19 protein-coding genes are annotated in these 26418 nt (G+C 53.8%); 14 read left to right on the forward strand and 5 right to left on the reverse strand.

Features of this window, described 5'->3' with window-relative positions; translation table 11 throughout:
* Window positions 1-12 precede the first annotated feature (12 nt).
* The 8 genes from ACS5NO_RS25450 to ACS5NO_RS25485 all read left to right on the forward strand — a co-directional run bounded on the left by ACS5NO_RS25450 (window position 13) and on the right by ACS5NO_RS25485 (window position 10951).
* Window positions 13-4434: a CusA/CzcA family heavy metal efflux RND transporter gene (locus tag ACS5NO_RS25450; protein WP_439417736.1), complete on the forward strand. Its 4422-nt coding sequence runs from the start codon at window positions 13-15 to the stop codon at window positions 4432-4434.
* Between the two features lie 2 nt (window positions 4435-4436).
* Window positions 4437-5684 (forward strand): efflux RND transporter periplasmic adaptor subunit, encoded by a 1248-nt coding sequence (locus tag ACS5NO_RS25455; protein ID WP_439417737.1) that lies wholly within the window; start codon window positions 4437-4439, stop codon window positions 5682-5684.
* A gap of 135 nt (window positions 5685-5819) precedes the next feature.
* The gene (locus ACS5NO_RS25460) at window positions 5820-6488 is read left to right on the forward strand and encodes an ArsR/SmtB family transcription factor (RefSeq protein ID WP_439417738.1); all 669 of its coding nucleotides are present in this window, start codon (window positions 5820-5822) and stop codon (window positions 6486-6488) included.
* Between the two features lie 57 nt (window positions 6489-6545).
* Entirely contained in the window at window positions 6546-6824 is a 279-nt protein-coding gene (locus tag ACS5NO_RS25465) for a hypothetical protein (protein ID WP_439417739.1), read from the forward strand.
* A gap of 5 nt (window positions 6825-6829) precedes the next feature.
* Window positions 6830-7243 carry a response regulator gene (locus ACS5NO_RS25470; RefSeq protein ID WP_439417740.1) on the forward strand — a complete coding sequence of 138 codons (414 nt, stop codon included), beginning with the start codon at window positions 6830-6832 and terminating at the stop codon, window positions 7241-7243.
* 49 nt (window positions 7244-7292) lie between these two features.
* Window positions 7293-7502, forward strand: a complete 210-nt coding sequence (locus ACS5NO_RS25475) for a hypothetical protein (RefSeq protein ID WP_439417741.1) — start codon at window positions 7293-7295, stop codon at window positions 7500-7502.
* Window positions 7503-7701: 199 nt separating this feature from the next.
* A complete protein-coding gene (locus tag ACS5NO_RS25480; protein ID WP_439417742.1) occupies window positions 7702-9801 on the forward strand; it encodes an acylase in 2100 nt (699 codons plus the stop codon).
* Between the two features lie 142 nt (window positions 9802-9943).
* Window positions 9944-10951 (forward strand): NAD(P)-dependent alcohol dehydrogenase, encoded by a 1008-nt coding sequence (locus ACS5NO_RS25485; protein WP_439417743.1) that lies wholly within the window; start codon window positions 9944-9946, stop codon window positions 10949-10951.
* Window positions 10952-11074: 123 nt separating this feature from the next.
* On the opposite strand, the gene ACS5NO_RS25490 is transcribed toward ACS5NO_RS25485, so the two are convergent.
* From ACS5NO_RS25490 to ACS5NO_RS25500, 3 genes are all read right to left on the reverse strand, one after another.
* A complete protein-coding gene (locus ACS5NO_RS25490; protein WP_439417744.1) occupies window positions 11075-13051 on the reverse strand; it encodes a C1 family peptidase in 1977 nt (658 codons plus the stop codon).
* 38 nt (window positions 13052-13089) lie between these two features.
* The gene (locus ACS5NO_RS25495) at window positions 13090-15735 is read right to left on the reverse strand and encodes a vWA domain-containing protein (protein ID WP_439417745.1); all 2646 of its coding nucleotides are present in this window, start codon (window positions 15733-15735) and stop codon (window positions 13090-13092) included.
* A 134-nt stretch (window positions 15736-15869) separates the two neighbouring features.
* Complete coding sequence (locus tag ACS5NO_RS25500; protein WP_439417746.1) at window positions 15870-16826, reverse strand: L-threonylcarbamoyladenylate synthase; 957 nt, start codon at window positions 16824-16826, stop codon at window positions 15870-15872.
* Between the two features lie 204 nt (window positions 16827-17030).
* Between ACS5NO_RS25500 and ACS5NO_RS25505 the strand changes: the two genes are divergently transcribed.
* The 6 genes from ACS5NO_RS25505 to ACS5NO_RS25530 all read left to right on the forward strand — a co-directional run bounded on the left by ACS5NO_RS25505 (window position 17031) and on the right by ACS5NO_RS25530 (window position 23776).
* Entirely contained in the window at window positions 17031-17384 is a 354-nt protein-coding gene (locus tag ACS5NO_RS25505) for a YciI family protein (RefSeq protein ID WP_439417747.1), read from the forward strand.
* Window positions 17385-17496: 112 nt separating this feature from the next.
* The gene (locus ACS5NO_RS25510; protein WP_439417748.1) at window positions 17497-18741 is read left to right on the forward strand and encodes an RNA polymerase sigma factor; all 1245 of its coding nucleotides are present in this window, start codon (window positions 17497-17499) and stop codon (window positions 18739-18741) included.
* 143 nt (window positions 18742-18884) lie between these two features.
* A complete protein-coding gene (locus ACS5NO_RS25515; RefSeq protein WP_150874574.1) occupies window positions 18885-20627 on the forward strand; it encodes a GMC oxidoreductase in 1743 nt (580 codons plus the stop codon).
* Window positions 20628-20738: 111 nt separating this feature from the next.
* Window positions 20739-21365 carry a gluconate 2-dehydrogenase subunit 3 family protein gene (locus ACS5NO_RS25520; RefSeq protein ID WP_114408942.1) on the forward strand — a complete coding sequence of 209 codons (627 nt, stop codon included), beginning with the start codon at window positions 20739-20741 and terminating at the stop codon, window positions 21363-21365.
* A gap of 114 nt (window positions 21366-21479) precedes the next feature.
* Window positions 21480-22571, forward strand: a complete 1092-nt coding sequence (locus ACS5NO_RS25525) for a Gfo/Idh/MocA family protein (RefSeq protein ID WP_439417749.1) — start codon at window positions 21480-21482, stop codon at window positions 22569-22571.
* A gap of 17 nt (window positions 22572-22588) precedes the next feature.
* Window positions 22589-23776 carry a T9SS type B sorting domain-containing protein gene (locus ACS5NO_RS25530; RefSeq protein ID WP_439417750.1) on the forward strand — a complete coding sequence of 396 codons (1188 nt, stop codon included), beginning with the start codon at window positions 22589-22591 and terminating at the stop codon, window positions 23774-23776.
* On the opposite strand, the gene ACS5NO_RS25535 is transcribed toward ACS5NO_RS25530, so the two are convergent.
* Complete coding sequence (locus ACS5NO_RS25535) at window positions 23765-24337, reverse strand: pyridoxamine 5'-phosphate oxidase family protein (protein ID WP_439417751.1); 573 nt, start codon at window positions 24335-24337, stop codon at window positions 23765-23767. The two genes, ACS5NO_RS25530 and ACS5NO_RS25535, sit on opposite strands and share 12 nt — an antisense overlap.
* Window positions 24338-24381: 44 nt before the next feature.
* Entirely contained in the window at window positions 24382-26331 is a 1950-nt protein-coding gene (locus ACS5NO_RS25540) for a tetratricopeptide repeat protein (protein WP_439417752.1), read from the reverse strand.
* Between the last annotated feature and the right edge of the window lie 87 nt (window positions 26332-26418).

Genomic DNA, 26418 nt, shown 5'->3' on the forward strand with positions numbered 1-26418 from the left:
TTAGCGCGCATTATGCTGAATGCCATTATTCATTTTTCTATTCACAACAAACTCATTGTTGGCCTGTTCGTGCTGGCGTTGGTGGGGTGGGGTGCCTGGTCGGTGACCCAACTGCCCATCGATGCGGTGCCGGACATTACGAACAACCAGGTGCAGGTGATCACCAGCAGTCCGTCGCTGGCGGCCGAAGACATCGAGCGGCTCGTGACGTTTCCGATTGAAGTCAGCCTGTCGAATATTCCGGGCATTACCGAATTGCGGTCGTTTTCGCGCTTCGGGCTGTCGATTGTAACCGTCGTATTCACCGACGCAACAGACGTTTACTGGGCTCGTCAGCAGATTGCCGAACGCTTGCAAACTGTGGTGGGAGAGATTCCGCCCGGCGTTGGAACGCCCGTCATGGCGCCCGTCACCACGGGTTTGGGCGAAATTTTCCAGTACACGGTTTTGGCCAAAAAAGGCTACGAAACCAAATACTCTCTCACCGACCTGCGCACCATTCAGGACTGGACCATCCGGCGCGGGTTGCTAGGCACCCCCGGCGTGGCCGACATCAGCGGTTTTGGGGGCCTGCTGAAACAATACGAAATCGAGGTCGATCCCGACCGGCTGCGGAGCATGGGCGTCACGATCACCGATATTTTCAATGCGCTGGAGCAGAATAACCAGAACACGGGCGGGGCGTATATCGACAAAAAGCCCAACGCCTATTTCATTCGCTCCGACGGCCTGATTCGTTCGACCAACGATATTGCGGACATCGTCGTCAGGCTGAACGATCAGTCGTTGCCCGTTCGGATTCGCGATGTGGCGCAGGTCAACATCGGTTCGGCGGTGCGCTACGGAGCCGTCACCCGCAACGGCGAAGGCGAAACCGTGGGGGCAGTCGTGATGATGATCAAAGGCGAAAATTCATCGGCGGTCATCAAACGGGTGAAGGAAAAGATTGCCGAAATTCAGAAAACGCTGCCCGAAGGGGTGCAGATCGTGCCGTTTCTGGACCGGACCAAAATGGTCAACAGCGCCATCGGAACCGTCGAGCGCAACCTGCTGGAAGGGGCAACCATCGTCATTTTTGTGCTGGTGCTGATGCTCGGCAACTTCCGCGCGGGGTTTGTTGTGGCTTCCGTTATCCCGCTGGCGTTGCTGTTTGCCATTGCGATGATGAACCTCTTCGGCGTATCGGGCAACCTGATGAGCCTTGGGGCCATCGACTTTGGGTTGATTGTGGACGGTGCCGTCATCATCGTCGAAGCGACGCTGCACCACATTACCAGCCGAAATAAAAACAAAACGCTGACCCAGGCCGAAATGGATGACGAAGTTTTCCAGTCGGCGGCCCGGATCCGGTCGTCGGCGGCTTTTGGTGAAATCATTATTTTGATTGTTTACCTGCCGATTCTGGCCCTGTCGGGCATTGAAGGGAAGATGTTTCGTCCCATGGCTCTGACCGTTGCGTTTGCCATTCTGGGGGCTTTCATTCTGTCGCTGACCTACGTGCCGATGATTTCGGCCCTGATGCTGAACAAGAAAATCGTCCACAAAGAAACGTTCTCAGACAAGATCATGAAAAGGATTCAGCGGTTTTACGAACCCGTTCTGCTGTCGGCCCTGAAACACCGGCTCATGATTCTGGTCGGTGCCGTTGCCCTGCTGGCCGTTGCGGTTTTTCTATTCAACCGGATGGGCGGGGAGTTCATTCCGCAACTCGATGAAGGCGACTTCGCCGTCGATACGCGGACCTTGACGGGAAGTTCGCTTTCCGAAACCGTGGACGCAACCCTGAAGGCCGAACGGATTTTGCTCAAACAGTTTCCGGAAGTCGAGCAGGTGGTGGCCAAAGTCGGCTCCGGCGAGATTCCAACCGACCCGATGCCGATTGAGGCTTCCGATTTGATGGTGATTCTGAAACCGCGCGATCAGTGGACGTCGGCCACCACCCGCGACGAACTGGCCGGCAAAATGGCCGAAGCCCTCTCGGTGGTTCCGGGCGTTACATTTGGCTTTCAACAGCCGGTGCAGATGCGGTTTAACGAACTCATGACCGGCGCGCGCCAGGATGTGGCCCTCAAAATTTACGGCGAAGATCTGGACCAGTTGACCAAACTGGCCGGTCAGGTCGGCACCCTGATCGGAAGCATCGACGGGGCCAAAGACCTTTACGTGGAGCAGGTGGGCGGTTTGTCCCAGATCCTGATCAAACTCGACCGGTCGCAGCTTGCCAAATATGGCCTGAACGTATCCGATGTCAACCGGGTGATCAACACGGCTTTTGCCGGACAGTCAGCGGGGTTGGTGTTCGAAGGTGAAAAACGATTCGACCTCGTGGTTCGGCTGGCGGCCGACAAGCGGCAGAGTGTCGACGATGTGCGCAATGTGTATGTAACCACGCCAAAGGGCCCATCCGGTTCCGGCCAGCAACTACCGCTGAGCCAGATTGCGCAGGTCACCATTGAACAGGCTCCCAACCAGATCCAGCGGGATAATACGCACCGGCGCATCACACTGGGATTCAACGTTCGGGGGCGTGATGTGGAAAGCATCGTTACGGAATTGCAACAGAAAGTCGGCACTCAAATTAAATTTCCACCCGGTTATTCCATCACCTACGGCGGTCAGTTTCAGAACCTGGTCGATGCCAAACAGCGGCTGGCCATTGCCGTTCCGATTGCGCTGGCGCTGATTTTCGCCCTGCTGTTTTTCACGTTCGGCTCCATTCGCCAAAGTCTGCTGATTTTTATGGCCATTCCGATGGCGGCCATTGGGGGCGTGTTTGCCCTGTTGCTGCGCGGAATGCCGTTCAGTATTTCGGCAGGGGTCGGGTTCATCGCGCTATTTGGTGTGGCGGTTTTGAACGGCATTGTGTTGATTGCCGAGTTCAACCGGCTTCGTCACGAGGAAGGGCTGACCGACCTGACCGAAATTATCCGGTTGGGGGCGGAGGTTCGGCTGCGGCCGGTGATCATGACGGCGCTGGTGGCTTCGTTCGGTTTTATTCCGATGGCAATTTCCAATTCGGCCGGGGCCGAAGTGCAAAAACCGCTGGCGACCGTGGTCATCGGGGGATTGCTGACGGCTACACTGTTGACCCTGATCATCTTACCGATACTGTATTCCCTGTCGGAGAAAAAAGCCGTAGCCAAAGAAGCGGCTAAAAAACCGGGTGGACCGAAAACCGTTGTGACGGCCACCGTCGGAATCCTGTTTCTGATGGCGTCCGTCGGCTGGGCGCAACCGGCAAGCCAGGCCAACGTTTCCAGACCAACGCTGACGCTCGATCAGGCGTTGCAGCAGGCCGGAACCCGCAATGCACAGATTCAGATCGCGGGTTTGACGGTCAGCCAGCAACAGGCACTCCGGCGAACGGCCTACGATGCCGGTCGGTTTTCGGCCACGGCGATGCTCGGTCAGTACAACACCCGGCGTTTTGACAACAACCTGACGGTAACACATTCCATCCCCAATCCAACGCTGATGCGACGACTGGCCGAACAAAATGACCAGACCGTCCGGGTGCAGGAAGCGGGCGTGGTGGTCACGCGTCACGAAGTTCAGTATCAGGTCCGGTCGGTTTATTACGAGATCAATTACCTGTACCAGAAAAACCGCCTGTTTCAGGAACAGGACACGGTTTTGGCGGAATTTGTGAAAGCGGCCAACCTCCGGTTCAAAACCGGGGAGACGGGCAGCCTGGAAAAAGCCACCGCCGAAAGCCAGCGGGCCGACCAGCGGGTACGGCTCGCCCAGAACGAAGCCAGTCTGATGGCCAGTCGTACCCGGCTGCAAACCCTGCTCTACAGCCCACAGCCGGTGGACATCAGCCCCGAACCATTGCCCAAACTGACGCTGACGGTGGTGGTGGACAGCTTGACGGCATCGCGCAATCCGTTGTTGCGCCAGCTTCAGGAGCAGATTCAGTGGGAGGGGCAAAACCGGCAGGTCGAGCAGGCACGTCTCAAACCGGAGTTTTCGGTAGGGTTGTTCAGCCAGACGCTCATTGGAAATCAACTCATCAACGGGCAGGAATTGTATTTCGGGGCCGGACACCGGTTCTACGGCGGGCAAATCGGCGTTTCGTTTCCGTTGCTGGGGCAGGCGCAGAAAGCGCGGATCAATGCCGCCCGCATGGGTGAACAAATTGCCCAAACCGACTGGCAGAACCAGCGGTTTTTCCTCGATCAGCAGGTGAAGCAGGCGGTGCAGCAATTTGACCAGTACCGGACGGCCCTGGCCTATTACGAAGAAAGTGGACTGCCCCAGGCTGCGTACATCCAGTCCAACGCCCGGCGGGCCTTTAGTGGGGGTGATATTGGCTACGTGGAGTTTTCGCTCGCCTTGCAGCAGGCGTTGACCATCCGTTCCAGTTACCTCGACCTGCTTCATCAATACAATCAATCGGTTCTTTCCATCCAATATCTGCTCGGCCATCACTGATCATGCAAACAATAGGTAAAGTATACGGAATTCAATGGATTAAAAGTCAGTATCTTGTACTGGTGTTACTGGTTGGGCTGCTCGGCGTGTCGGGTTGCGGCTCGGGTGGGCGTGAAGACGATACGGCTCAGGATGAACAACCGCTGACGTCGTCGTTCACCGAAGTCGCGGGGGATTCGACCCAGTCGGCGCCGGTTCAGGTTTCGCTGACGCAGGCGCAGTACGATGTGGCCGCCATTCAACTGGGGCAGCCCGTTTTGCGACCTCTGAGCACCACCCTGAAAGTGAATGGAATGCTCGACGTACCGGCGCAGCAAGTGGTGTCTGTTTCCATTCCGTTCGGCGGCTACATCCGGCAAATCAAGCTCGAACCGGGCATGCGCGTCCGGAAAGGCCAGACACTGGTGGTGCTCGAAAATCCGGAATACATTCAGTTTCAGCAGGATTATCTCGATACCAAAGCCAAACTGGATTATGCCGATCTGGAGTTTGCCCGGCAGCAGGAGTTAAGCCGCGACAACGTCAACGCCCTGAAGGTGTTTCAGCAGGTCCGTTCCAACCGGCAGAGTTTGCAGGCGCAACTGGCGGGCATGGCGCAGCGGCTGGCTCTGTTGCGGATCGATCCGGCCAAACTCAGCCCCGGCCAGTTGACGCGACTGGTGGCAATTCCGTCGCCGGTGTCCGGTTTTGTTACCAGCGTTCCGGTCAACAACGGCCGGTTTGTGAATCCCGCCGATGTGGTCGTCGAGATCACCAACATCGATCACATGCACGTTCAGTTGAGTATTTTTGAGAAGGACCTTAGCCGGATTCATACCGGGCAAACCGTGCGTTTCGGCGTTGGGGGCGATTCGAAACCGATCCACCGGGGGACCATTTTTCTGATTGGCAAATCGCTTTCGGCCGACCGCACGGTTTCCGTTTTGGCCCACCCCGACGCGTATGCCGACGGTTTTATTCCGGGCGGCTACGTAACGGCGGAGGTCGATATCAAAACACAACCCCTGCCTGCTTTGCCCGAGTCGGCGGTGGTCAGCTTTGGGGGGCAAACCTTTGTTTATATGCTGGAGAAAAAACAGACAAATCCGGTTTCGTATGCGTTCCGGCAGATCGTGGTGAAAACCGGAGTTCGGGAAAACGGGTACATTGCGATTACGTTGCCGCCGGGCGTCGATCCGCAACAAACACCCGTCGTCGTCAATGGAGCCTACAGCCTGTTATCCAAACTGAACAACAGCGAAGAAGAATAAGACATCAGTTTGCAAGTATAGCGTCTTCCGGTAGTCTAGAGCGGCCATTGGATAAGAGAATGGGGAAACCTATTCAATGGATTCATTGATTAATTGAGCATTTTTTATCTTACTACTACTTATTTGCACAGGTGAATGGAAAAAAAGGAGTTTAAAGCAAAGGTGTTCGGCGAACTGGCCGGGCTGGCGAAAGCATTGGCCCATCCGTTCCGCCTGCAGATAATCGATCTTTTGGCCCAAAGCAGTCGAACCGTCGAGGAAATTGCAGCCCAACTGAGCCTTAGTACCGCCAATGCGTCCCAGCATTTGCAAATTCTCAAAGGCGTCAATCTGGTTCATGTTCGGAAAGAAGGGCATTATGCACACTACTACCTGGCCGATGCCAATGTTGTTGCCGTCTGGCAATCGCTGCGCGAACTGGGCATGGAGCGACTGGCGGAAATTGAACGCACGCTGAACGATTTTCGGTCACAGAAACACGCGTTCAAGGCGGTTACGATCGATGAACTGCTGCTGAAAATAGAGCAGGACAATGTGGTGATTCTGGATGTAAGACCGGAAAAAGAATTTCGGGCGGGCCACATTCCACGCGCCCTGTCGATTCCGATCGATCAGCTTCTGGAACGGATCGCGGGTTTGCCTTTGGGTCGGGAGGTGGTGGTCTACTGCCGGGGGCCCTTCTGTGTGTATGCGGATGAAGCAGTGGAATTGCTTCAAAACCAAGGGTTTGCTGCCAGTCGACTGGAAGAAGGTTTTCCCGACTGGAAAATCCGTCAGCTCCCGTTTCACGCCCTTTCCGACTGACATCCGGTTCACTCCATCGTAAAACAGGGACATCCACTACCCCCCAGATTCGGGTTCATGACTGCTACGGCAATGTATATTTCGCGTGAAGAATACGATCGTCAGCCGCTCCTGATTCGTCAGGGAGCCATCGAGCTTTGGGGGGTGCTTCTGGCCCGTAGTGTAGACTGTTGCCGAACCCGGTATCTATACAGTTTCAATGCGTTCTACGTGGAAATGTGCTACGATAATTTGAGCGGAAAACTGACTTGTATCTGTTCCTTTTCGCGAACTGACCGGTTGGATCGGTATCTCAGTCAGATGGATTTTAATCAATTAGGTATTTCAATAGCGTAAATCATTTGAAAAATTCACTTACCGGTTGTGTTTTTATCGCTGACGACGATGAAGATGATCGTTTTCTATTGCAATTCGCTTTTCAGGAACTGGGTTTTGACTCCGCACCAACATTTGCCATCGACGGGCTGGATTTGCTCCGTCTTTTGCTTGATTCAGGAGCAAATCCCGCGTTGATCATCCTGGATATCAACATGCCCCGACTGGATGGTTTTGAAACACTCAAGGTGTTGCGCAGCAAGAAAATGTATCAGACCACCCCGATTGTGATGCTCACCACCTCCGTTCAGGAGTCGGACCGGCAACGCGCCCGCGATCTGGGGGCCAGTGCGTATCTGATCAAACCGTCGACCATCGAAGAACTGAAGAAAACGGTTTTTCGGCTGGTATCCGACTGGAAACTGATACCCGATTGCTAAAAACCGCCTGTCCGGTAAGGAACTGGAATTACAAACGACCTGAACAGTCATGCGCAACACCCTCTGGTTTATTGTCCTGATACTAACGAGTCTCCTGTGTTTTGCAGGCTATTGTACCTCGGTCATAGACTGGGTGCGGGACCTTCAAACCGGTGTCTACCGGCAAAACCGGGTGGAGGGTCTGCTGGAGACGGGCGCTCAAATCCTGTATCTTTATCTGGCTGTTCGCTTTGCGCGAAAGCATGTGGATATTCAATGACAGCCTCGATATAGCGGTTTTTTGATGAAATGTTGTTTTTCCGGTAAGTTCTTCTTATTTCAAAATAATAATCGGATTACTATGTATTTTTTGAAATTTAATTAGGAAAAATACGGCAAATGTAAAATATTGGTATAGTCTTATTCCTGCTCAGAAGGGTTTCAGATTGTTCCGATACAGATTCCTTTTCCGTGTTTTTATGAAAAGAATGACATTGCTCTGGTGGGGGTTGATGGCCTTTTTTACGGCCCAAAGCCAATCCCGTACAGCGCATAAACAAGCCGAAATTCTGTGGGATACCTGGGGTGTTCCGCATATTTATGCCAAAAACGACGAGAGCCTTTTCTATGCGTACGGCTGGGCGCAGACCCGGAATCACGGGGATTTACTGCTTCATCTGTACGGTCAGGCCCGCGGAAAAGGGGCTGAATACTGGGGTGAAAAATACGCCGAAGCCGACCGCTGGGTGATCACCAATGGCGTTTACGAACGGGCGGAAGGGTGGCTGAAAGCGCAAAAACCGGCTTTTCGTACAAAACTTCAAGCGTTTGCCAAAGGCGTGAACGACTATTGTACCCAGCATCCCGATCAGATCGATCCCGCAGCCAAGGCCGCTTTACCCATCACCGCTGTTGACCTGCTGGCGCACATGCAGCGGATTACGCATTTCGTTTTTGTGGCTCCCCTGTCCCGGCTGAATGTCGCTTTGAGTGCGAAAGGGGCCGACAATGGCTCGAATGCGTGGGCCGTAGCACCCCAAAAATCCGCCAGCGGAAACACGCTTTTGTTGACGAACCCGCACCTGCCCTGGGCCGATTATTACCTCTATTTTGAAGCCCAACTGGTTTCACCGAACATCAACGCCTATGGCATTGCCCGCATGGGCTTCCCGATGCTGACGATGGCTTTCAACGAAAATGCCGGGTATGCCCAGACTGTCAACACCCATGACGGACAGGACTTCTACGAACTAAAACCGGTCGAAGGCGGCTATGCATTCGATGGCAGGGTGAAACGCTTTACCAGCCGGGAACATACCCTGAAAATCAGGCAGACTGATGGAAGTTTGAAGGAGGAAAAAATGGTGATCCGGCATTCGGTGCATGGACCGGTCGTGAGCGAGAAAGGTGGAAAAATCATCGCCATGCGCGTGGTCGGACTCGATCAGCCGGCGATGTTCGAGCAATATTGGGACATGGCCCGCGCTAAGAGTGTCACCGAATTTCAGGACGCTGTCAGCCGTTTGCAGCTTCCGATGTATACGCTGATGTTTGCCGACAACTCGGGGAATATCTTCAACCTCTTCAACGGGCAGGTGCCGGTGCGGTCGCAGGGTGACTGGAACTACTGGTCGGGCCTGGTCCGGGGCGATACGTCGGCAACCCTCTGGACCAAAACGCACCCATACAAAGACCTGCCGAAAGTGCTCAATCCCCCGACGGGCTGGCTCCAGAACACGAACGAACCTCCCTGGACCGCAACCTGGCCGATGGTGAACAAAGCCGCCGACTTTCCGCCTTACATGGCTCCGGTGCCCAACATGTCGATGCGGACGCAACGCTCGATCAAGATGCTGATGGAGAATGACAAAATTACGCTGGATGAGTTTATTGCCAAAAAACTGTCGACCCGTATGGAACTGGCCGACCGGATTGTCGATGACCTGCTGGTGGCTGCGAAAAACGAGGGAAGCCCCGAAGCGAAGGACGCGGTTGAGGTGCTGGCGGCCTGGGATCATCAGACCGAAACCGACAGCAAAGGTGCGTTTCTGTTCGACCGGTTTGTGCGGTTGTGGGCCCCCGGTTTAACGGGTCTGGGAACCGCTTCCAGCCGATTTGCCAAACCCTGGGATCACAATGATCCGGTGAATACGCCCAGCGGACTGGCTGATCCTCAGGCGGCTGTGAATGCCCTGCTGACTGCGGCCAAAGAGGTGAAACAGAAATACGGTCGGCTGGACATCCCCTGGGGCGAGGTGCTACGGTTTCGGATCGGCGACGTTGATTTGCCCGGCAACGGAGGCCCCGGTCCGATGGGCGTTTTCCGGACCATGACGCTGGGCACTCCCGGTGCCGACGGCACGTTTACACCCGCGCACGGCGATACATACGTGGCGGCCATCGAGTTTTCCAAACCGTTGAAAGCGATGGTGCTCACCAGTTACGGCAATGCCTCCCAACCCGGCTCCAAACACCGCACCGATCAGTTGCCGCTGCTCTCTCAAAAGAAAATGCGCCCGGTTTGGTTTCAGCGGGCAGAAGCGGAAAAGAATTTGCAGGAAAAGACGGTTTTTAAATGAGCTATACCTGGTTCGGATAAAACCGCCCGGTGCCGACCGTAACGTTGGGCGACCGACCGTACAATTGGCGGGATGGCGTAGTAGGAAATTCATTTCATTCGTGACTGGTAACAACTGATACTTAGCGCACTAATGATCCAAAATGAATCCTGCGAAACAATTTTTAATGGACAAAACCACGATGCGGGCCGGCGTTTACACGGCTTATGGTCCTCCCGAAATCGTTCAAATCAAAGAAGTTGCCAGACCCGTTCCGAAGGAGAATGAGGTCCTGATCAAAGTTCATGCGACCACCGTAAACCGCACTGATTGCGGGTTTCGGAGTGCCGAATACTTCATTGTTCGGTTTTTTAGCGGGTTGTTCCGCCCCAAACAACCCATTTTAGGAAATGAATTTGCCGGGGAAGTCACCGAAGTTGGCAAGGCCGTCACGGCATTTAAACCGGGCGACCGGGTTTTTGGGTACAATGACAGCCAGTTTGGCGCCCACGCCGAGTACATGGTGATGGCCGAGAATGACGCTGTTGCGCCCATGCCGCCAACGCTGACCTACGAAGAGGCTGCCCCAATCACCGAAGGCGGACATTACGCGCTCTGCGATATCCGGGCCGCCAAAATCCGGAAGGGTCAAGCCGTTCTGATCAATGGCGCAACCGGTGCGATCGGCTCGGCCGCGGTCCAACTGGTCAAAGTGCTGGGGGCATCCGTTACGGCGGTTTGTGATACAAAAAACGTTGCGCTTGTGAAATCCTTGGGGGCTGATGTGGTCATTGATTACACGAAAGAGGACTTTACCAAAATCAGCCAACTATTTGATGTTGTGTTTGATGCGGTCGGTAAAAGTTCGTTTGGGAAGTGCAAACCGCTGCTCAAAACAGGTGGCGTTTACATGTCGACCGAACTTGGATCTATGTCTCAAAATCCTTTCCTTGCCCTGGTAACGCCATTTGTGGGTAGCAAAAAAGTGTTGTTTCCCATTCCAACCATCAGTCAGGCCGATGTGCTTTATTTGAAAAAACTGGTCGAAACGGGTCAATACAAACCAGTGATCGACCGGCGTTATTCCCTGGAGCAAATAGTGGACGCGTATCGGTATGTAGAAACCGGTCAAAAAGTTGGGAATGTGGTGATTACGGTAGGTAATCGTTAATTATAAATGTAAAATGTTGAATTCTAAATGTAAAAGTGGTCAACATCAGTGTACTTTTACATTTAGAATTCAACATTTTACATTTATAATTTCCATCACCCGTCTTCAGCAAAAGCCGATCGATCAATGCATCAACTGCTCCCGCTTCTCCCGGTTGGAAGACGCCGAACGGGTGAAAACCAGTTCCGTTTTTACCTCCGGTTTTGCGCTGTCGAGCATCCGGACCAGGGTCGATTCAACCGTGGGCCGGTCATCGTCGAAATCGCCGTGGTGGAGCGAGGTCGACCGCTTCTTCGGGTCTTTCGATTCGTTGTTGGGGGACTGAACCCAGTCGACATTTTTGGCTTTAAAGAGATCGGATAGGCTCTGATCAAAGTATTTTTTATCGGTTTTGTCCAAGGCTTTCGTGATGAATTTTGCCATGCCGAGGATGGGTTCCCCTTCGCGGAAAAACGGGATTCGCCCCTGGGTTTCGAACGCGTTCGAGACCAGATACAGCAGCGATTTGTTGTAGATCCGGGCACAGTGGTCATCCTGTTCGGCCTGGTCGGTTAGCGTATAGAGCGCAAACCGGTTAATTTTTTTGGCTTTCAGAGCGGGTACGTAGGCTTCCTTGAACAGTTTGACCGTGCAGGCCGGTGCCCAGAGGGTGCAGGATTCGATCTTCAAACCAAATTCGTTTGTAAGTGCCTGAATAAACGGGGCGTGAAAAATACTACCGGCACTGTGTCCGACAATATGAATTTCCAGATCTGTCTGTTTCGCTAGTTTGGCAATTTCCTGGAGAGCAATTCGCGCACCGCCGTTCGACTTCGTCGTGGCCAGAAAGGCGTTTTCCTTCATTTCGTCCCACTGCATTTTTCCCATCAGCATCCGCGCCACCGGTTCCAGGGCGTCGTCGAGCCGGTCCAGCATGAAATCCTTGCTGGCGTCCAAAATGCCTTCAGGCCGACGGCGTTTGAGGGCATCCTGCAAAATATTGGTGGCCGTTGTCCAGAAATCGGTATGCCAGATGAACGAAACCGGATATACTTCAGCATCCATTAACGAGGCCCGGTAGTCGGCCAGACGCTGCACGGCAGATTCTTCCCCGACCAAACCGCCATGTGCGTATAGGAGTAACCGTTTCTTTTTCCAGTTCTGCGTTACCCGAAGAAAATCGTCCTGAAAAATCGTTCTCACTTCGTCGGCAGAGGTTCCGAAGCTGCCGCCTTCGTTCAGTTTGCCGTCGTTGCCAATGCTGATGATGTGCGGACGCAGGTCGGCGAAGGCGTAGGCATTCGATTTGCCGGAAGAGGCCGAATTGCTGATGGCGATGGATTGGGGTTTGTAAAGCATCACGGGCGCACCCAAACGCGCAACCCAGACATCGGTGCCGTGGGTGAGCCAGTCGTCGTACGAAATCTGGGCAAAACCGCCCTTTCCCCAATCCGGTCCCCACGAATTCTGAATCCAAAAACCGTTCTGATCGTAGGCGACAATCGCGAAGGCGTGACCACCCAGGACTTTCTCCGGAAAGGAAATCAAGCCGTCCGCACCAACCTTTTCCCAGCCCTCGTGAACGGTGGCCGTTGCATACAGAATGCCGACTTCGGCCATTGCCGTGTGCATCGACACCAGATCTTTGTGATTCACCCGGTAATAGGCTCCTAGTGGGCGGTTCAGGGCATCGGACGTTCGCTGGTCCGTCAATCGCTCGTTTTGGGCCGCGGCCTGATACGGCCAGTGTTCGTCGGCACAAATTCCGTGTTTGTGCCAGCCTTTCATGGCACCCCGCGCACTCGATCCGCTGTATTCTTCGCCGGGCCACTCATCGTAGCGCCGGGCCATTTCGTAGAGCATCCGCGCACTGACCGGATTGGGATCGGCAACTACCTTCCGACGGCGCAGCAGATAATTGGCAACCGTAGCCAGCCCAAACCCCGTACAGGCGCCTTCCTGACCCTGGTCGAGAATGGGAACTTCCCACGCCTGGTAGTCGTTGAGCGTGATCTTGATCGGCACTTCATACAGATTGGGAACATAGATTTTGTCGCGAAAATCCAGGGTATCGGGCCGCGCGTTATACGTGCGTTCGACGGCGTTGGTTGGGGCAGACATGAGGAGTTAAGAGTTAGGAGTTAGGAGTTAATGGGGATTCAGGGGGCTTTTCGGGCCTGGGCTTCAAGGATTAATTGTAACTGAGCTTTTGATTCAGTAACATGCTCATAACTGCCTTGCCCTAAGGTGGCTAACCTTTTCAGGTTGGCTGAATTAACCACATTTCGACTAAAGGTTAACACTGTAAGATTGATCTCTTTACGGGCTGATTGTCCGACTAGTTCATATACTGATTCGCTGATCGGGAATTCGCCATCGGTAGCCAGAATGATTCGGTTATTTCCCCAGGGAATGAAGTGTTTTTCGGCCAGTTTGTAGGCGGTTTTGATGCCGTCGTTGCCGTCGGTTTCGCCGGTCGACCGGAGCTGGTCGATGGCGTGGGCAATGTCGGCGGTTTTCGACCCGGAGGTGGGTGGCAACACCACTTTGGCTTTTCCAGAATACACCACAATCGAAACCTGGTCTTCGGGCCGCAGCAACGGCAGCAGCGATTTGATGGATTTTTTCAGCAACGGCATCTTATACGGCGACTCCATCGAGGCCGAAACATCCAGCAGCAGCACCATGTTGTTGGTCGCAAAACCGTCCAGCGTGGGAGCCGCTTCGGTGGGTGCTGGCGCGGGTGTCGGCAGGGAAACCGGTGCCGGAAGGGTCGGAGCAGGTGCCGCCGGTTCGACTTTTTCAGCAACCGGCTCGACTCGCCTGGTGGTCACCGGTCGCCGGAACGCAAACAGGTTGGGTTCCATAACCGTTTTCAGAACGCCGGTTTTGGCCAGTTCGCTGAACTTGTTATACTGATAAACCAGTTCGTTGTTGTAGAAATAATAGAACGACTCGTAGGGATGCGAACTCGTCGGAGAGACCGGTTTGACCATGCGGGCCTTTTCGGCAAACCGCCCGGTATTTTCGGCCACGTCCTCGTAGGGTGAATAGGGGCACAGGCCGTTGCTGCGACCGTAGCGGGTCAATCCTTTCAGGTTTTTGTATTCATCCGTGATCAGTGCCCGGCGGTTTTCCTCCAGCTTTTCCGTTGCGGGAAGCTGGGTGGTTTCGTCCCCGTAATAAGACCGAATGCCGAACAAAACCGTCTTGTTGTCGTCGATGGCTTTGAGCAGCGCGTTGCCGGCGAGGAGCCAAGAGCTGGCCGGATTCGCCGGTTTGTAACGTTCGTGAATCCGTCGAACGTCATGATACAATTGCTCTTTTTTTTGATCGAATAGGTCGAACAAAACGGCGTAGCGGTCCAGAATGGCGTCGGAAAGTTTCAGGCCGTCCTGTTCATACTGTTTTTCCTGCGTGTAGGCAATTAGCTCAATGCTAAGCCCGTCCATTTCCTTTAACATATTCATCAGCACCTCCGTCTGCGTATTGATTGCGGTTCGGTACTCCGCCGGAATGGGTTTGCTGCCGTTAAGGAGAAGCTGGTAATCGGCCAGCGGTAGTTTGAATTCCGAGTGCGAATACGTCAACTGCCCCCGGCGCCGGTTGGGGTCGGGATAGCGGTGGTATTCGGCCGATGACTGGTAGTTGCGCACCTGAATCTGGAGGTGATTCATCTGCCGCAGCGACTCGTTGATGAAGTCGATGTAGGCGTTCAGGGCGTGGAAAGTAGCATCGGAAGCCGGAGCCGCCGACGGATTGGTTTTGAACGGAACCCGTGGCAAATCCCGGAAAGGTTCGGTGCGGGCGGTTTTTTGCGCTGCCATTCCCGCAGATTCCAGGACAAAAACTGGGCAGAATTTGGGAAAATCCAACAGGTGTTTGGTCGGGACACTGTACTTGACAAACGCCTGGTAATTCGATAGCAGGTCGTTGTTGTAGTGATTGATTAAGCTCAGATACACGCGATTACCGTGTTGCGCCGACTTTTTGGCCTCAAAGGTATAGGCATTGATGGCGTCCTGTTTCAGACCGAGAATGGATTGCAGCGCATTTTTGAAGTAACCGATCATGCTGGAAGCCGGGTAGGCGATGGCTGACTCATTTTTGCCAAAACCGGCCAGCAGGTCGGCGTCGTGCAGCATGCTATCGCGGAGGCTATCCACAGGCCAGCCCGAAGGGGCTTCTTCGTTGAGGGAAAACGGCCAGGAGGCCAGCGTTTGCTTTTCGCGAATCAGGATCTGAACCATTTCACGCTCCAGTTTCAGGTACGGATCGCTGGCGTCGTAAGGTTGATAAACGCGGTAAATCCGTTGAATCTGGCGGAAAAAAGCGTCCCGTTTACGGCTGATCTGCCCGGCCTGTTTCTGAAGGTCAGCCAATAATGCATCTGATTTTTTCAGACCGTCACGTTGGTAATCGTTCAGCCGGACGTAGGTTTCCAGCGCTTTCCCCGACTGGTCGAACGCTTCGAGCAATTGCCAGAGGGCTTCCGCTTCCCCGTTGAGTTGCTGGCTTTCCTCCGCCCGGAGGCCACTATCGGTTGTTTCGAGGGCTTTTCGGAAGTAATAGTCTTCCAGCGGCCCCGACGACGGCAGCCGGATCAGCGTGCCCGACCGGGTGCGAAACTGCTTCGTGGCGGCATAATACGATTGCAACACCTGCATCCGGTCAAAGACGACATCGACCGACTGGTTCAGGAAGGCAACGTACTGATTGAGGGCCTGTTGGGGCGGTTTTTCTTCCGGATTGTACGAACTATACGCGCCGAGGGCCAGGAGGGCTATAAAAAGAGACGTGTTCATGATGGGGTGGGATAGTAGCCGCTAGCAAAGTCTGTTGAAGCGTCTTATTGGTGACGCTAATCAATTGGTCTGCAAGTTCTAACCTTTGATCGATGTTCCGATTACCGTTTACGAAAAACCCCAAACATCGCTTCTCACTTGAACGCAGCCCGGCGCAGGCGGTCGTTGACGGCCCGGCCCAGCCCGGTTTCGGGGAGCAGTTCGGCTATAATAACATCGACGTTCGACTGATCGAGCGCACGCAGGGCTGCGAACAGGTTTTTGGCGGCTTCGGAAACGTCGCCCGTAATCGACAGAATTTGCTGGTTCTCCAACGGAATCAGCCGCGTCATGGCATCAAAGGCTAGCACCCCGATGCGCTCGGGCTGGTAGGTCGCCAGCGCCTGCTCCGGGGTTTTGAGAAAAAGCGGTTTGCGGGGCGCATAATGGCTACTCAACATCCCCGGTGCCTTCGGGTTGGAGGTCGAGTGGCTGCGGACCGACACCTTACCGACAATGGCTTCCAGTTTTTCCAGCGTCATGCCGCCCAGCCGGTACACAATCGGCCCCCCTTCCACAAACCCGATGATGGTCGATTCGATGCCTACGTTGGAGGAGCCACCATCCAGCACATACGGAATCTGGTCGCCCAACTGATCGGCCACGTGCCGGGCGGTGGTAGGACTGATGTAGCCGAAGGGATTGGCACTCGGAGCCGCCAGCGGAAAATCGAGCAGAGACAGCAGTTTGAGGGCCATCGGATGGTTGGGAATCCGGATTGCGACGTTTTCCAGACCCGAGGTGACGAGATCGGGAATGATCGGTTTTTTGGGCAATAAAATCGTCAGCGGGCCGGGCCAGAATCGCTCCGCGAGCCGACGCGCCGGTTCCGGAATCCGTGTCACGAACGACTCGACCTTATCGATCGAATCGGTATGAACGATGAGCGGATCGAACGAAGGACGGTTTTTGACCTTGAAGATCTCCAGAACGGCGTCCGGATTCAGGGCGTTGCCCGCCAGTCCATATACGGTTTCGGTGGGCAGTCCGATCACTTTTCCCGCTTCCAGGAAGTCTTTTGCCTGCTGAACGTCTGTTCCAATTTGTGCCATATTGCAAAGGTACAATTTTGGATGGGAACACGGATTGAACGGATTAAAACGGATTTATGCTGATAAAAACCGTTTTTGACCTGTTCAATCCGTCTGATCCGTGTTCCCATCCAAAAAATAATTTTGAATTTCCTGTCCGGTTTCCATTCCTTCGTTCGTCTTAGCGTCAAAAATCAACTCATCACGTTTAACCGCAGTACACAAATGGAAAAGTTCATGCTGATTTTTCACGGACAACAAATGGATGAAACCGCCTTTCAGGACCTGTCACCCGAAGACTTTCAGGCCGAAATTGAGAAATGGAACACCTGGATTGGCGGAATTGCCGCTCAGGGAAAAATGATCGCAACCGAAGCGTTGCTGCCCGCCGGGAAAGTGCTGACCGACGGCGGCAAAGTGGTCACCGATGGCCCGTTTACGGAAGGCAAGGAAATCGTTGGCGGCTACATGCTTTTAACCGCCGATACCTTCGACGAAGCCATCGAACTGGCGCAGGGCTGCCCTATGTTTGAAACCGGGGGAAAAGTAGAAGTGCGGCAGATTCAGAAATTTGAATAAATGAAATTTCAAATGTAAAATGATGAACGCCAAATGTAAAAATAGCCGGATACGCCATTCACTTTTACATTTGACGTTCATCATTTTACATTTGAAATTCCTTTAAAAATCCGTGTCATCTTCCGATTCTTCCCAACTCGTCGCGCACCTTTTCCGGCATGAAGCAGGCCGGATGGTATCGGTATTGGCGGCCATGCTGGGGTTCGACCGGATTGAGCTGGCGGAGGATATTGTGCAGGATGCGATGGTGCAGGCCCTGCGAAGCTGGCCGTTTCAGGGCATTCCCGAAAACCCCTCGGCCTGGCTCTACCGGGTAGCCAAAAACAAGGCACTGGACGTGGTTCGTCGCGAGAAATTGTTCCGGCAAATCAGCGGAGACTGGGCCAGCGAACGGCAGGACGAAGAAATGATGGAGCGGTTTTTTTTCGAAGACGAGATCAACGACAGCCAGTTGCGGATGCTGTTTGCCTGCTGTCATCCGTCGCTGCCGTTTGAGTCGCAGGTGGCGATGTGTCTGAAAATTCTTTGCGGGTTGAGCATCCGCGAAATTGCCAACGCTTTTCTGACCAGCGAAGAAACCATCACCAAGCGAATTTATCGGGCCAAAGAAAAAATTCGGGCCAACGAAATCCGGCTGGAAGTGCCAACCGGACCACAGTTGCCCATTCGCGTGAATGCGGTTTTGAAAAGCATTTATCTGTTGTTTAATGAAGGCTATACCTCGTCGCACCCCGACACGCTCATCCGGCAGGATTTGTGCGAAGAAGCCATGCGCCTGACGCTGCTGCTCACCCAAACACCCCGGACCACCACCCCTTCGGCCCACGCTTTGCTGGCGTTGATGTGTTTCCAGGTGGCCCGCTTCGAAGCCCGGACGGATGCGACGGGTGCCATCATTCTCCTGAAGGATCAGGATCGGACGCAATGGAACCAGGCGCTGATTGCGCAGGGAAAACGCCAACTGACGGCTTCGGCGACAGGCCACGAACTCTCTGACTACCACCTCGAAGCCGCCATTGCCATGCAGCATTGCCTGGCACCCACCTACGAAAAAACGGACTGGACGTCCATACTCCGTTACTACGATTTGCTGCTCGACCGGAAACCTGGCCCCGTTGTGGCGCTGAACCGGGCAGTGGCGCTTGCCGAAGTAGACGGCCCGATGGAGGCTCTGCTGGCGGTTTTACAAATCAAGGAGCTGGAGACGAATCAGTATTACCATGCGATTCTGGGTGACCTGTATGCCCTGCTCCACCAGACCGACCGCGCCCGCCAACATTACCAACGGGCCCTGCACCTCACCTCGTCCGGCGCCGAAAAGCAGTTGCTCCGCAAAAAAATCGAAACACTCGTGTAGTCTCCCGAACGATTTTAGGAGTAATGATGGAAGTGGATAGTTGCTTTTCTGTTAAAAAAATGGATATTTATCCCATTCGGTATTACTTTTAGCAGCGTATTCACGTAATCACTTCAGTGACCTACTCACTAAACCAAAATTCAATGGATGTTCCACAAATAAAAAAGGCAGCGAAAGTTTACGACGTTGTCATTGTTGGCTCGGGAGCCGGGGGCGGAATGGCGGCTTATCAGCTTTCCAAAGCGGGTGCCACGGTTTGTTTGCTCGAAGCCGGCGGGTATTTCGACCCGGCTGATCCTAAGTATATTAACCAGTTAAAATGGGCGTATGAGTCGCCCCGTCGTGGTGCCGGAACAACGCGTGCGTTTGGTGATTTCGATGCGGCCTGGGGCGGTTGGGAAATTGAAGGTGAACCATATTCGGCTGTCAAAGGCACCGAATTTCACTGGTTCCGTTCCCGGATGCTGGGTGGTCGGACCAACCACTGGGGCCGGATTTCTCTGCGGATGGGTCCCGACGATTTCAAACGAAAAAGCTTGACGGGAATTGGTGAAGACTGGCCACTGAGCTACGAAGACTACGCGCCCTATTATGACAAAGTAGATGACCTGATTGGGGTGTTTGGCTCGAAAGAAGGGCTACGGGATGCGCCCGATGGCCGGTTTTTGCCACCCCCCAAACCGCGTCTGCACGAATTGATGATCAAGAAAGCCGGGAAGAGCATCGGTGTGCCGGTTATTCCCTCGCGGCTTTCGATTCTGACCAAACCCATTCACGACCGGGGCGGCTGTTTCTACTGCGCCCAGTGTGGCCGGGCCTGTCAGGCTTATGCCGACTTCTCGTCGTCGTCGGTGTTGTGTATTCCGGCGGTGAAAACCGGTCGGGTTACGCTGATCAATGGCGCGATGGCCCGTGAGGTGATCACCGATCCGAAAACCGGTCTGGCTACCGGCGTGTCCTACGTCGATGTGCCAACCATGACCGAACAGTCGGTGATGGGCAAAGTGGTGGTTCTGGCGGCCAGTACCTGCGAAACGGCGCGTTTGCTGCTCAACTCCAAGTCGGCCCGTTTCCAGAACGGACTCGCCAATTCCAGCGGTGTGGTTGGAAAATACCTCAACGACTCAACGGGTGCTTCACGCGGGGCCTTCATTCCGGCCCTGATGGATCGCAAGCGGTATAACGAAGATGGCGTGGGCGGTGCGCACGTCTATTCGCCCTGGTGGCTCGATAACAAGAAACTCGATTTCCCACGCGGCTATCACATCGAATACGGTGGCGGTATGGGCATGCCGATGTATGGTTTTGGCTTTGGCATGGAAGGCCGGAACAGCATTGTGCCAGGTCGCGATGGCAAGCCAAAAGCAGCCGGTGGCTACGGTGCGGATCTGAAAGACGACTTCCGCCGGTTCTACGGAGCCAACATCGGGATGGCCGGTCGGGGCGAACCCGTTCCGCTGGAAAGCAACTACTGCGAAATCGACCCGAACACGGTCGATAAATACGGGATTCCGACGCTGCGTTTCAACTACAAATGGGGCGAAGCCGAGATCAAGCAGGCCAAACACATGCAGGATACCTTCGAGGAAATCATCCATGCGATGGGCGGTATTGCGCTGGGGAAAAAACCGGGTCCGGAAACCAACTACGGTCTGGAGGCTCCCGGTAAAATTATCCACGAAATCGGCACGGCACGGATGGGGAACGACCCGAAAAACTCGGTGCTGAACAAGTATTCGCAGGCGCACGACGTCAAGAATCTGTTCGTGGTCGATGCGGCCGCTTTCCCGTCGCAGGGCGACAAAAACGTGACGTGGACGATCCTGGCCAACTCCTGGCGGACTTCCGACTACATCATCGATCAGGTCAAACAAAAGAATATCTAATTTATGGTATTCGGTTTACGGTTTTCAGTTTACGGTTGACTGACGCACACACGAAATGAATGCGTCAGCCAACCGTAAACTGAAAACCGTAAACCGTAAACCCGCATAAATATGAAACGTAGAGATTCTCTCAAAGCCATAACCCTCAGCAGCCTGGGATTTGCCGGTTTGAATCCGCAGATTTCCGCTGCCGAATCCATCATGCCCCCCGATGTCAAACCGGTGAAAATTCCCGGTGGTCGTCAGAAATTTGAAGCGGAGCGTGATGCCAAACTGAATGCCGACAAGTTTTTTACGCCCCACGAACTGAAAACCGTCACTGTGTTGGGAGACATCATCATTCCGGCCGATGCCAAATCCGGCAGTGCGTCGCAGGCCGGAACCCCGGCGTTTATTGAGTTTATGATGAAAGACCAGCCGCAGTGGCAGACGCCGATGCGCGGTGGGCTTCGCTGGCTCGACAACGTGTGTACGAAGCGGTTTGGTAAGAAATTTGCCGATTGTCTTAAAGCCCAGCAAATCGAAATCGTGGATGAAATCGCCTATCCGGGTAAAGCCAAGCCGGAAATGTCGCAGGGCGTCGCGTTTTTCAACATGATGCGCGGGTTTGTCGCGACCGGTTTTTTCACCAGCCAGATGGGCATCAAAGACCTCGGCTACGTCGGCAACACCCCCAACCAGTGGGAAGGTGTTCCAGCCGATGTGTTGAAGCAGTACAATTTAAGCTACGACGAATAAAGAGTTAAAAGTTAAGAGTTAAAAGTTAAAAATTGGTCTGATGCTTAACGTTTTAACGCATCAACGTCCCGTTTTAATTTTTAACTCTTAACTTTTAATTCATAACTTACTTTTATGCCTACTCGACGGATTTTTCTGCAACAAACCGGTTTGATTGCTTCTTCACTGGCGTTCTCGCCTTTGACCATTGCGCAGTCGCCCAAAAAAGACCGCCTGGGAGTAGCACTGGTGGGCCTGGGCTATTACAGCACGGACCTGATCGCGCCAGCCTTGCAACTGACCAAAAATTGTTACCTGGCCGGCATTGTAACCGGAACTCCCTCGAAAGCCGAGAACTGGGCTAAGAAGTACAACATTCCCGAAAAGAATGTGTACAACTACCAGAACTTCGATAAGATTGCGGACAACCCCGACATCGACGTGGTGTACGTGATTTTGCCCCCGTCCATGCATCGCGAGTATGTGATCCGGGCGGCCAAAGCGGGCAAACACGTCTGGGTGGAAAAGCCGATGGCCATGACGGAGAAGGAGTGCCAGGACATGATCAATGCCTGCAAGCAGAACAAACGCTCGCTGGCCGTTGGCTACCGGCTGCAGCACGAACCGAATACGCAGGAATACATCAAGTTTTTGCGTGACGGCAAAATCGGCAAAATCAAAATGGTGAGTTGTTCGGCGGGGTATAACGACAACCGCACCACGCACTGGAAGCAGAAAAAGGAAATGGGCGGGGGCGTGATGTACGACATGGGCGTTTACGTGTTGCAGGGTGCGCGGCTGGCAACGGGCGAAGAACCGATTTCGGTTACCGCGCAGCAGTATACGACCCGCCCCGAAATTTACAAAAACGGCCTTGACGAAACCACGATGGCTCAACTTGTGTTCCCGAGCGGGGCGCGGGCGGCTGTTCAGACCAGCTTCGGAATAAACATGAATTTCCTGCACGTGACCGGCGAGAAAGGATTCCTGAAAATGGAACCGTATTCGGCCTACAACGGTCAGACGGGTGAAGCATCGGGCGGGGTGAAAATCAAACATCCCTACGACGTTCCCCGCCAGCAGGCCATGCAGATGGACGACGATGCCGACGCCATTATGAACAACAAACCGTTGATTGCCCCCGGCGAAGAAGGACTGCGCGACATCCGGATTGTGGAAGCGATTTATCGGGCGGCCAAATCCGGCCAATCGGTGAAGTTGACCTAGTGTAAACCACCCGACCGATGAATCTCGCAAAAGCCGTAACGCATCGTTCCGGGATTCTATTCCTTGTATTCTTTCTTTTCATTTCCCGCTTTTGCCTTGCCCAGCCGGATCAGTGTACACCCTCGGCGGGTCAGTTTACGGGTTCGCTTCAGATTAGCCCCGGCATTGGTTGCATGCCTCTGAAAATTACCGCCACGAGCGGCCTCCGAAATGTGACGAACGTTCGGTATGTGTATGATTATCAGGGAGGAGCGGTGAAAGATGCGGATTTGATCCGGGACTCGGTTTTTACCTATCAAAAGCCCGGACTATTCCGGGTTCTGCAATATTCGGAACAGGACGGACGCCAGCTTCGGGTGTGCGCCATTGTTCAGGTGTACGACACGCTACCGCCCGAACTGGTGGTAACGGGCTGTCAAACGCGGGTGATGGTCACCATTCCGAAGTCGGCGGAGTATCAATATAACTGGTACCGGGTCGATTGGGGCGATGGTACACAGGAGCAGCTCGATGGCGCTTCTCCCATGGGCGTTCATACCTACGCCGACGATAACCAGCGGGTAATTTCCGTACGGGGCGTACATCTCTACGGCAATTGTGGCGGCACAACCCGGGTTTCTTTCCGGCCCGATACGAAAGCCATCACCCCCGTCATCGACAAAGTGCATGCCGTCGGCGCCAATTCAATCAATCTAACCATTAGCAATCCTGGCGGAAACCGCTTCCGGATTGAACAGCGGTCGCCCGGCGGAACCTACGTCCAAACCAGCCATCGTTCGGATGCGGTGAATGCAACGGTCCGTTTGGATGCGGACACGACGGTAGCAGTTTGTTTTCGACTCATTCTCGCCGATACCTGCTTACAGGCTGCGCCTTCTGCGGAAGTGTGTTATACGCCCCCAAAACCGCCAGAACCCGCTCCGGTTCCCGACTCGACGGTGTTCATGCCCGACGCTTTCAGCCCCAACGCCGACGGCATTAACGACCAATGGCAGCTTCAGGGGCTTTTGAGCGGAAAGGCAACGCTGACGATTTTCAATCGCTGGGGTGAGGTGGTTTTTTTGACGGATGATGCTCTAACTGGTTGGGATGGTAAGCAACAGGGAAAAACCGTTCCGCCGGGAACCTACTCGTATCGGCTGGATCAGGAAAAGCCGGATGGCAGACGCTTCCAAAAACGGGGTGTCGTGGTTTTAGTGCCGTAATGATTCCGTTCTTTCCAGACCGATGCTCGTTGGTAAACCGTCTAGACTCGTCAGATTTTTTTCGGTGACGTAGTCCTGAAGACCTTTCGTGCCAGTTTTTTTAGCCCATTCAAAGTGGATGTCGCGCTCGCCGACGTAATCGAACAAGGGTACGCCAAACCCGCAGGAAGTTTGCACCAGGTCGATATCGGCCAAAATAAGCTGCCGGGTACTCGGATAAATTGTGAAATTCGGTGCATACATGGCCCATTCGTCTGAACCGGGCAAAACCGTTCGCCCTTTGCCATACAGCCGCAAAATCAGGGGTGGGCCTTCAAACGAGCAGAACATGATCGTAATGCGACCGTTTTCCAACGTGTGCGCCGAGGTTTCGTTGCCGCTGCTGATTAGGTCCATGTAGCCCACCTGCTTGTCCGACAATACCTGGAAACAGTCCAGTCCTTTGGGCGAGAGATTGACGCGACCATCGCCACGCAGCGGAGCAGTACTGACGAAAAAAATACGTTGTTTTTTGATGAAAGTCTGGTGGGGAGACTTGATGGCATCGTGAAATTTACCCATGTAAGTTACTGAAAATGGTGGAGTGTAAATATACCAAAAAACGGTTATTGCCCCGCCTGTTCCAACTGCCGGAGGTTATTCTTCGCTTCTACGTAATCCGGTTTCAGCGCCACCGCCCGGCGAATGTCTGCAAGGGCACCCGGCCGGTCGCCGAGGTAAAACCGGTCGACACCTCGGTTGTGCAGGGCCGTCGGATCGTTGGGTTTGTAGCGCAAATACCGTTCATAATCAGACAGTGATTCCTGGTATTGTTTGAGTTGCAGGTACGTAAAACCGCGCGCTGTCAGCACCACCGAATCTTTGCCGGGTGCCAGCGTCAGGGCTTTGTTGAAATCGCGCAGGGCATCCTGGAAACGGCTGGTTTTGTTGTAGGTTAACCCCCGGTTATAATACACATCGCTCTTGGTCGAATCCATCCGGATGGCCTGATTATACATTTCCAGCGCTTTCGGATAGTCATTTTTCAGTCCGTAGGCATTGCCCAGTCCTTCAAAGCAATGATAGCGGTTGCTGCCGTTCTCCACGGCGGCCTTGAACTGCTGCATGGCTTCGTCTATGCGGTTATTTTTGCCATAATAGTCGCCCAGGCCTTCGCGCATCTGATCGTTATCGGGATAATACTGGAGGGCATTGAGCCAGAGGGTTTCGGTGTTTTTCCAGACTTTCACTTGTTGAATCGTTCGGTAAAAACACAAGGCGGTAAACACACCTAAACCGATGGTGGTCAGTCGGAACCGGGAAGGATTCTGGCCAGTCAGTAAATACAAACCGTAGACTACCAGGAAGATCAGGCCAAAGTAGGAGAGATAGCTGTACCGGTCGGCCATGATGGCGGCTCCGACGGTCATGAATTGCAATACCAGAAAAATAGTAATCAGGAAAAAACCGATACCAAAAACCACCAGCCGCAGCCGCTCGGTTTTTGCGGTTAGCAATTGCCAGACGGCGTAACCAACCACCAGCAGAAAAGCTACCGGTCCCAGCCAATGTTGCGGCTCGATGTTCCGGACGTTTTCGGGATACGGATAAAAAGCTGACAGACGGAAGGGGGCGACGAATTTAATCAGGTACATCAGAAAACCGTAGCTGCCGTAGACCAGCCAGCGGGCGGCAAAGGGTTCCTGCCCGACAGCGTCTTTCTTCTCCGCAATCCGAAGCAGCCAGCCGTGGAAATCACCGCCGGCCTGCACGTTGGTTGCCACCAGACCCACGAAAACCGCTACCAGCAGAAAGGGGAGTTTTTCAACTAGAACCGCCGGTTTAAACGTCTTTTTAAGAGGCTGATCGCCCGCATTCCAATAGTCGATCAACAGCAGCACAAAAGGCAGCACGACCGCCATCGCTTTTGCTATACATGATGCTACAAACAACAAAAACGTTAATAATAACCAGAATCTTGACCCTGAGATCCGATAGCGGAGGTAGGTCAGACAGGCCGACAGGAAGAAAAAGGTGTAGAGGACATCTTTTCGTTCCGAAACCCAGATGACCGACTCGACGTGCATCGGGTGAAGCCCCCATAGGGCGGCCACAAATAGCGCAACCCACTGATTTCTATGGCTTAACTGATACGCAAAACCAAAAATCAGGAACGTGTTGAGAAGATGGATTGCCGTATTGGTAATAATAAACGACGTGGCTTCCGGACCGAATAAAGCTGAATTGGCGGCCAGTGACAGCATCGTTAACGGATGGTAATTCAGCGCAACCACCGACTTTAACAACGTCCGGACGTGATCGGCGGTGGGTTCAAGAACGTACGGATTTCCGAAAACATATTCCGAATCATCCCAGTCCACAAACCCGTTGCTGAACCCGAAGGCGTAGGCCATAAAAACCGCCAGCAGCAGCAGCGGGAGCCAGAAGTAGATTTGGTAGCCCTTTTTCGTCAGCGCGGGAGGTGCTGGCTGGGTCGGTTTTAAAGGAGAAGAGGCAGGTATCGCCTGAGGACGCGACGGGTTCGTCCGTTGTCCGTTCGGTTTATTTTTGGCCATGGCAGGATGCAGAGTTCGGATGAAATGCCGCAAAAGGTATACCATAAAAAAGCCCCGCCGTTTATCTGGCGGGGCTTTTCTGTGGAA

The sequence above is a fragment of the Larkinella fluvii genome, assembly GCF_051857545.1.
In the GTDB taxonomy this organism is placed as follows: Bacteria; Bacteroidota; Bacteroidia; order Cytophagales; family Spirosomataceae; genus Larkinella.